A 6,872-nucleotide genomic window follows, 5' to 3' on the forward strand; every position below is an offset into this window, starting at 1 on the left:
CCCATGGTGTTACAGGTGCCCGCGGAGCGCGACATGCCTGCCTCGGCAGCCATAAAGTCGTGCAGCGAAATTTCACCAGCTTTGACCTGCTCAGAGAGTTTCCAGACCACGGTGCCCGAGCCAATATCTTTACCCTTGTGCTTGCCGTTGAGCATCGGCCCGCCGGTAACCACAATCGTGGGGATATCGCAGCTCGCCGCGCCCATTAATAGTGCCGGAGTCGTTTTGTCACAGCCGACCAGCAGTACCACTGCATCAATCGGGTTACCGCGAATAGCCTCTTCCACATCCATGCTCGCCAGATTGCGGGTAAACATCGCGGTGGGGCGCAGGTTCGATTCGCCGTTGGAGAACACCGGAAATTCGACCGGGTAGCCGCCCGCCTCTAATACCCCTTTTTTCACATGCTCCGCCAGCTTGCGAAAGTGGGCGTTGCAGGGGGTGAGCTCCGACCAGGTATTACAGATGCCGATGATCGGCTTGCCCTGAAACTCGTGGTCGGGGATGCCTTGGTTTTTCATCCAACTGCGGTACATAAAACCGTTTTTATCGGCGGTGCCAAACCACTCGGCACTGCGTAATGGACGCTGGCGATCAGACATAGCAAAGTCTCCGTGCAAACCAGGAAGATAGGGGAGCAAAAAGTAGAATCTGGTTGGTAGAATCTGGTTTTTAGTATCAGGCTCGCTGACGGCGGGTCTGTTTCCAGCGGTCAAACATCACCGCCAGCAGCAGAATCGCCCCGCGCACCAGGTATTGATAGAAGGTCGGCACGTTAAGTAGGCCCATGGCGTTCTGCACACAGCCCATGATTAGTACGCCGACCACCACTCCAGTGATGGTGGCAACGCCACCCGACAGCGCCACCCCACCCAGCACACACGCCGAAATTACCGCAAGCTCAAGCCCCATGGAGGTGTTGGGGTCTCCCAACCCCATGCGCGAGGCCAGCAGCACCCCAACCACGCCAGCCACCACGCCTTGAAGACCGAAGACAATAATCTTGAGACGACGGACATTAACCCCGGCAAGCGACGCGGCTTCTGAATTACCGCCGGTGGCTAATACGTTACGCCCGAAGGCGGTCATATTGAGCACCACACCAAAGATCACAAAGCAGGCCAGCATGGTCCACACCGGCAGCGTCAAACCGAGAAATGAAGCGCTGCCCAGGTCAAAGAAACCCGGCACGGTGATCATCACCGCATCGCCACCTGAGGTGATATAGGCAAGCCCACGCACAAATTCCATTGCGGCCAATGTCGCAATCAGTGAGTTAATGCCGAACTTGGCAATCACAAAACCATTGAAGGCACCCACTGCGCCCCCGGCAACCACGCCGCCCATTACGCCGATAAAAACGCTACCGGTGCTGGAGGTCACTACCGCCGCGACTACCCCTGCAAAGGCCACGATCGAGGCCACCGATAGATCCACCTCGCCCAGCGCCAATACCAGCATCATGGTGGTCGCTAGGCTGCCTATCAGGGTGATCGAAAGCAGCAGCCCCACCATGTTGCGCCCGGTGAGGAAGTCGGGAATAAATACGGCTAGCGCGATAAACAGCAGAAAAAAAACAGCGATCAGGCCTGAGGTATCCAACAGTGTGCGCAGTGGCTTTATAAGCCCCTTGCGCCCGGCTGGGCGGGTCGGTTCAGCACCCTCTTGGGTTAATTTATTCGTTGTCATCACGGTTGTCCTGAACTTGTTCGATAAAGAATCGCGCTTAGGCTGGCAGCGCCAGCCCTAGCAGGCGTTCGGGAGTGGCTGACTCTCTGGGCACCACATCCACCAGCTCACCGTCGCGCATTACCGCGATCCGGTCACAGATGGAACTCACTTCGGCCAGATCGCTGGAGATCACCACCACGCTTTTGCCCTGCTCGGCCAGATCGTAGAGCAGCGCGTAAATATCCCGCCGCGCGCCCACATCAATCCCCCGCGTCGGTTCGTCCATCACGAACAGATCGATCTCCTCAGCAAGCCAGCGGGCTAAAATAACCTTCTGCTGGTTGCCCCCCGAGAGTTTGCCTATCGGTGTACGGTGGCTGGGAGTTTTAACGCTAAGCTGCTGGATATACGACTCGGCATTGCGCCGCTCGCGCCCGGGATGGCGGAAAATTCCCCAGCGCTTAAAAAACCGCCGGCAGCTGATATTGAGGTTGTCGGCCACACTGGCTACCGGAAAGATGCCTTGTGATTTACGATCCTCCGGGCACATGGCAATGCCCGCACGGATGGCATCCGCCGGACTTTTAAAACGTCGCGATTCACCCTGAAATGTCACGCTACCTGCCTTGGGAGCCTCCACGCCGCATACCAGCCGCAATAGCTCACTGCGGCCTGCGCCCACCAAACCAAACAACCCGAACACTTCACCGCGTTTGACGGAAAAACTCACCGGTGCGTTAAGGCCGCGCCCCTGGATATCCTCAACTGCCAACACCACATCGCCATGCTCACGGGGGCGATAGCCGTACACATCGTCAATATCACGACCGACCATCTCACTAACCAACAGGTCATGGGTAAGCTTCGACATATCCTCATGGGTACGAATATGCTGGCCGTCGCGGAAGATGGTGACCGCATCGCACATCTCGAACACCTCTTCCATGCGATGGGTCACATACAGCACCACCCGCCCCTCATCGCGTAGCCGTTTGACGATACGTTTAAGCTGACGGATTTCCTGTATGGAAAGGCTGCTGGTGGGTTCATCAAAAGCAATCACGCGCGCATCGCGCAGCAGCGCACGGCCAATCTCGATCATCTGCTGCTGGCCAATGGAAAGTTCGCGCACTTTGGTCGAGGGATGAATGCCGCCCTCGCCAAGGTCGGCGAGAATCGCCAGCGCTCTTTCGCGCAGCTGACGCCGGTTCACGAACCCCTGCCGCGTAGGCAGCTGGCCCAGCAGCAGGTTTTCAGCCACCGACATATTGGGCGAGAGGGTGAGTTCCTGATAGATGATCGCGATCCCCTCACGCAACGCCTCACGGGCGTTACCGAACACATGGCGCTGACCATCAATCCAGAGCGCGCCTTCCGCAACGCGATTCACTCCGCTAAGCACTTTAAGCAGTGTCGACTTCCCCGCGCCGTTCTCCCCCATCAGCGCATGCACCTGGCCGGTCCGGGCAGAAAAGCTCACGCCATCCAACGCGCGTACGCCAGGAAACACTACACTGATGCCATCAAAGCGAAGATATGGATCAGACATACTCAAGCACTCCACCAGTAGCCCGTGACAGGAAGCCGTTACAGGCCAAGATCGGCGCGCACTTCTTCCCAGTTATCACGCGTCATTAACGTACCGGTCGTTTCGGTATTGGCCTGCGGCTCCTCGCCTTCGCTAATCCAGCGGTAGAGGTCTTCAGCGGTTTGGCGGCCGTGCATAGTGGAGCTGACCGCGACGGTACCGTGAAAGCCGGTAGGGTTATTACGGGAAAACTCGGCAAACGCCGCGCCTGAGCCGTTGATTCCTACCCCAATCACATCTTCCGCCGCCAGACCGTACTGTTCGGTCGCCCTGACACCACCGAGTACGCTCTCTTCGTTAAGCGCGTAAATGACCCAGTGCTCGTATCCGCCGCGCTGGGAAAGCACCGGTGATGCTGCCGAAAAAGCGCCGCTGGTATCGGTGCTTTGTTGAGGTGCGTCGAATATATTTTCTTCCGGGAAGCCCGACGCAAGCAGTGCCTGGGTCGCACCGTCCGTCCGCTCTACGGCCGTCGGCAGCTCGTTATTGGTAATACGCAGCGCGCCAACGTCTTGCGGGTCCCAGCCACGCGCTTCCATTTCAGCGGCAATCGCCTCGCCTACCTGCTGGCCAATTTTGGTACCTGACATCCCCAGATGCGGCACGCCTTCCATCGGCTCACCGCTGGAGGTTACAAACTGATCATCCACGGTGACCACTTTCATGCCGTACTGCTCGGCACGGTTCATAATCGCAGGCCCCAAGCGCACATCAGGCGGGCAAATGACAAACCCCTGCGCGCCCTGGGCGTAGAGGTTATCAATCGCGCTGAGTACTTCCTGGCCGTCCTCACCACCTAAGCGCACGACCTGAAAGCCGAGTTCTTCACCGGCGTCGGTGGCTGCTTGCTGTTCGTTAATGAACCAGGCCTGCTCTGGTTTCTTGACGATAAAGCCAATTTTCACGTCGTCCTGTGCCTGCACAGAACCCAGCGAGGCCAACATGATCGCGCTACCCAGCGCCAAACGCGTAAACGTGGTTACCATGCCCATTGTTGTGCTCCTGACGTTCTAATGATTGTTAATGTTATTAAAATTAGTGTCGGCTGCTGACCAGGCGAATGGGTTAGGTGTCCATATCGTCCTGGGCAGAAAAGCGAAAGACCGTGCGTGACTGGTAAGTCTCTCCCGGCTCTAAAATCGTACTGGGAAAGGCATCCTGATTAGGTGAGTCGGGGAAATGCTGGGTTTCCAGCGCAAAGCCTGAGCGCTGCGAATAGGCTTGGCCGCTTTTACCGGTCAGGTCGCCGGTCAAAAAGTTACCTGAATAGAACTGAATACCGGGCTCGGTGGTTTCGATTTCCAGCATCCGCCCGCTTTGTGGCTCCCACACCTTGGCCGCCATCACCAGATCACCGCGCTCGGCATTATCGCGGTTAAGCACAAAGTTATGGTCGTAACCGCCGCCGAAGGAGAGCTGCTCATTGTCCTGCTCGATCCGTTCGCCGATGGGTGTGGCCTGGGTGAAATCGAATGGCGTGCCTGCAACATCGCGCAGCTCACCCGTCGGGATTAACGACTCACTGACCGGGGTAAAGGCATCGGCGTTGAGCATAAGCCGATGGTCAAGAATGGAGTCATTTCCCTCACCTTTAAGGTTGAAATAGCTATGCTGGGTAAGGTTGATGGGCGTTGCCTTGTCGGTCTCGGCCATGTAATCGACGATCAAGGTATCGTCATCGGTTAGCGTGTAGGTCACTTGTGTTTCTAGCCGGCCAGGATAGCCTTCTTCGCCATCTTCACTTATATAGCGCAGTACAAGCCCGGTACCCTCGTCATTCTTAAACGGCTCAGCCTCCCAAATCACTCTATCAAAACCCTGTTGGCCGCCGTGCAGATGGTTGTCGCCATCGTTAGTGGCAAGCGAGTAGGTTTCGCCCTCAAGCGTGAACTGCCCATCGGCAATACGGTTGCCATAGCGCCCAATAATGGCGCCGAAGTAAGGGTTAGCCTTGCGATACTCATCGGATAGATACTCGTCCAACGAATCGAAGCCGAGCACGATATCGTCGACATTGCCTTCCAGGTCAGGCGTTTTTAGCGAAAGGATCGTACCGCCATAGTTGGCCACCCTCAGTTCAATACCGTTGGCGTTGGTGAGCTGATAAACGTCCACTTGACGACCATCGGGCAATTGGCCAAATACGGATTTGCCAACACCGTGGTCCGCTTCACTATTTGCCATGGGTTCCTTATCACTTTGCGCCTGGGCCACGCTTATCAATAGCGAAGCTATGCCTGCACTTAACAGTATTGAACCCAGGCGGCTTTTTATTGGGGCGTGCATGATAGGCATTACCTTTCTCCTATTATGTTTATTGTTGTTATTAACGCGACATGCTTATCGCTAATACACAACTTACACTAGACAGCCCTACCATAACCAACCAATATGCAAATGCGTCAATTTCGATACCTTTATTGCTATCAATAACATTAGAAGGCTTATTCCATGGGCGTCCTTGACGAGAACTGGTTTCTTCACGCACGACTAAAGTTGCGTCATTTTCAGCTATTTTTAGCCCTTGATGAGCAGCGCAACCTGCACCGTGCTGCCGCCCAGCTCAAGATGAGCCAGCCTGCCGCCTCAAAACTGCTCAGTGACCTGGAAACCAACCTGGGAGTTCGCCTTTTCGAGCGCCATCCACGTGGTTTAACGCCCAACTGGTACGGCGAAATCATGATTCGCCACGCACATAGCGTGCTGTCGGCGTTGCGGCATACCGGTGAGGAATTAAACGCCTTACGCGACGGCAATATGGGCACCGTGGCAGTGGGAACCGTCATGGCGCCCGCCGTTACATTACTCACCAGCGCTATCGAGCGGGTACATAGAGACCGGCCGGGGCTTAAAATTAGTGTGGATGTCGATGTCAGCAAGGCACTGGTGCCCCGCCTGCTTGAAGGTGAGCTGGATTTCGCCATTACGCGTATCCCCGCAGGCGTTGATGTAGAGCGCTTTGTGTTTGAAGAAATTGGCGAGGAAGAGCTGTGCTTTGTGTGTCGAGAAGGCCACCCGCTGGCAGGGAAAACCCCATTGAGCCTCGCCGATATGGCCGCCTACCCGTGGTCTTTACAGCCACCCGGCGCGCTGATGCGTCAACGGGTAGACAGTCTGTTTTTACATCATCAGGTAGCACCGCCAAGCCAAGTCGTCGACACCGCGGATGTATTTGTGTCTTTAGCGCTGGTCGATAAATCCAACACCATTACGGTGACCACCCGCGAAACGGCGGACCTGCTTTGCGCCCCTCAGCGCTTTCATCTCCTCCCATTCAATGAAACGCTCAGCGTGCAGCCTTATGGCCTGGTCAGCTTGCGCCACCAGCGGCTCTCGCCGGGGGCTGCAGTCCTGATGAGCACCCTGCGCGAAATAATCGCCCACAATGCTCAACAGAAAAATAGCCATTGATAAACCTAGCCAGCTATCAGTGCTTGGTCTTAGCGCTGAGACTTAATGCGAGTGCCGCGGCACTTCCGAGCCCCGACAGCCCACCAAAAAGTCAAAGTCACAGCCTTCATCGGCTTGCAGCACATGCTCGATATACAGCTGGCGATAGCCACCCTGGCTGGCGATGAGTGTCGAGGCTGCCGTGGCATCAAACTCGGCAAGA

General features: G+C 56.2%; 6 protein-coding genes. 1 reads left to right on the plus strand and 5 read right to left on the minus strand.

All coding sequences use genetic code 11. The features are described from left to right. The 5 genes from INT33_RS20435 to INT33_RS20455 form a co-directional block, all read right to left on the minus strand. Window positions 1-602 (minus strand): dihydroxy-acid dehydratase domain-containing protein (locus INT33_RS20435; protein WP_193092898.1); only part of this gene is annotated, 602 nt, incomplete at its 3' end. Window positions 603-678: 76 nt separating this feature from the next. Next, on the minus strand, window positions 679-1,689 hold the full coding sequence (gene araH / locus INT33_RS20440; RefSeq protein WP_193092899.1) for an L-arabinose ABC transporter permease AraH: 1,011 nt from the start codon (window positions 1,687-1,689) through the stop codon (window positions 679-681). Window positions 1,690-1,726: 37 nt separating this feature from the next. Beyond that, a complete protein-coding gene (araG, locus tag INT33_RS20445; RefSeq protein ID WP_193092900.1) occupies window positions 1,727-3,220 on the minus strand; it encodes an L-arabinose ABC transporter ATP-binding protein AraG in 1,494 nt (497 codons plus the stop codon). A 38-nt stretch (window positions 3,221-3,258) separates the two neighbouring features. Continuing rightward, complete coding sequence (locus INT33_RS20450) at window positions 3,259-4,251, minus strand: arabinose ABC transporter substrate-binding protein (protein WP_225736160.1); 993 nt, start codon at window positions 4,249-4,251, stop codon at window positions 3,259-3,261. A 73-nt stretch (window positions 4,252-4,324) separates the two neighbouring features. Further along, window positions 4,325-5,554 carry an aldose epimerase family protein gene (locus tag INT33_RS20455; RefSeq protein ID WP_193092901.1) on the minus strand — a complete coding sequence of 410 codons (1,230 nt, stop codon included), beginning with the start codon at window positions 5,552-5,554 and terminating at the stop codon, window positions 4,325-4,327. A 156-nt stretch (window positions 5,555-5,710) separates the two neighbouring features. Here INT33_RS20455 and INT33_RS20460 point away from each other — a divergent pair, with 156 nt between their 5' ends. Further along, entirely contained in the window at window positions 5,711-6,670 is a 960-nt protein-coding gene (locus tag INT33_RS20460; protein WP_192538168.1) for a LysR substrate-binding domain-containing protein, read from the plus strand. Window positions 6,671-6,872 lie beyond the last annotated feature (202 nt).

Origin of the sequence: Halomonas colorata (genome assembly GCF_014897985.1) — a bacterium.
Lineage (GTDB): Bacteria > Pseudomonadota > Gammaproteobacteria > Pseudomonadales > Halomonadaceae > Vreelandella > Vreelandella colorata.

Excerpts from the sequence above, each read along its gene's own strand:
- araH (WP_193092899.1), bottom strand. The coding sequence starts at position 1,689 with ATGACAACGAATAAATTAACCCAAGAGGGTGCTGAACCGACCCGCCCA.
- araG (WP_193092900.1), bottom strand. The coding sequence starts at position 3,220 with ATGTCTGATCCATATCTTCGCTTTGATGGCATCAGTGTAGTGTTTCCT.
- INT33_RS20450 (WP_225736160.1), bottom strand. The coding sequence starts at position 4,251 with ATGGGCATGGTAACCACGTTTACGCGTTTGGCGCTGGGTAGCGCGATC.
- INT33_RS20455 (WP_193092901.1), bottom strand. The coding sequence starts at position 5,554 with ATGCCTATCATGCACGCCCCAATAAAAAGCCGCCTGGGTTCAATACTG.
- INT33_RS20460 (WP_192538168.1), top strand. The coding sequence starts at position 5,711 with ATGGGCGTCCTTGACGAGAACTGGTTTCTTCACGCACGACTAAAGTTG.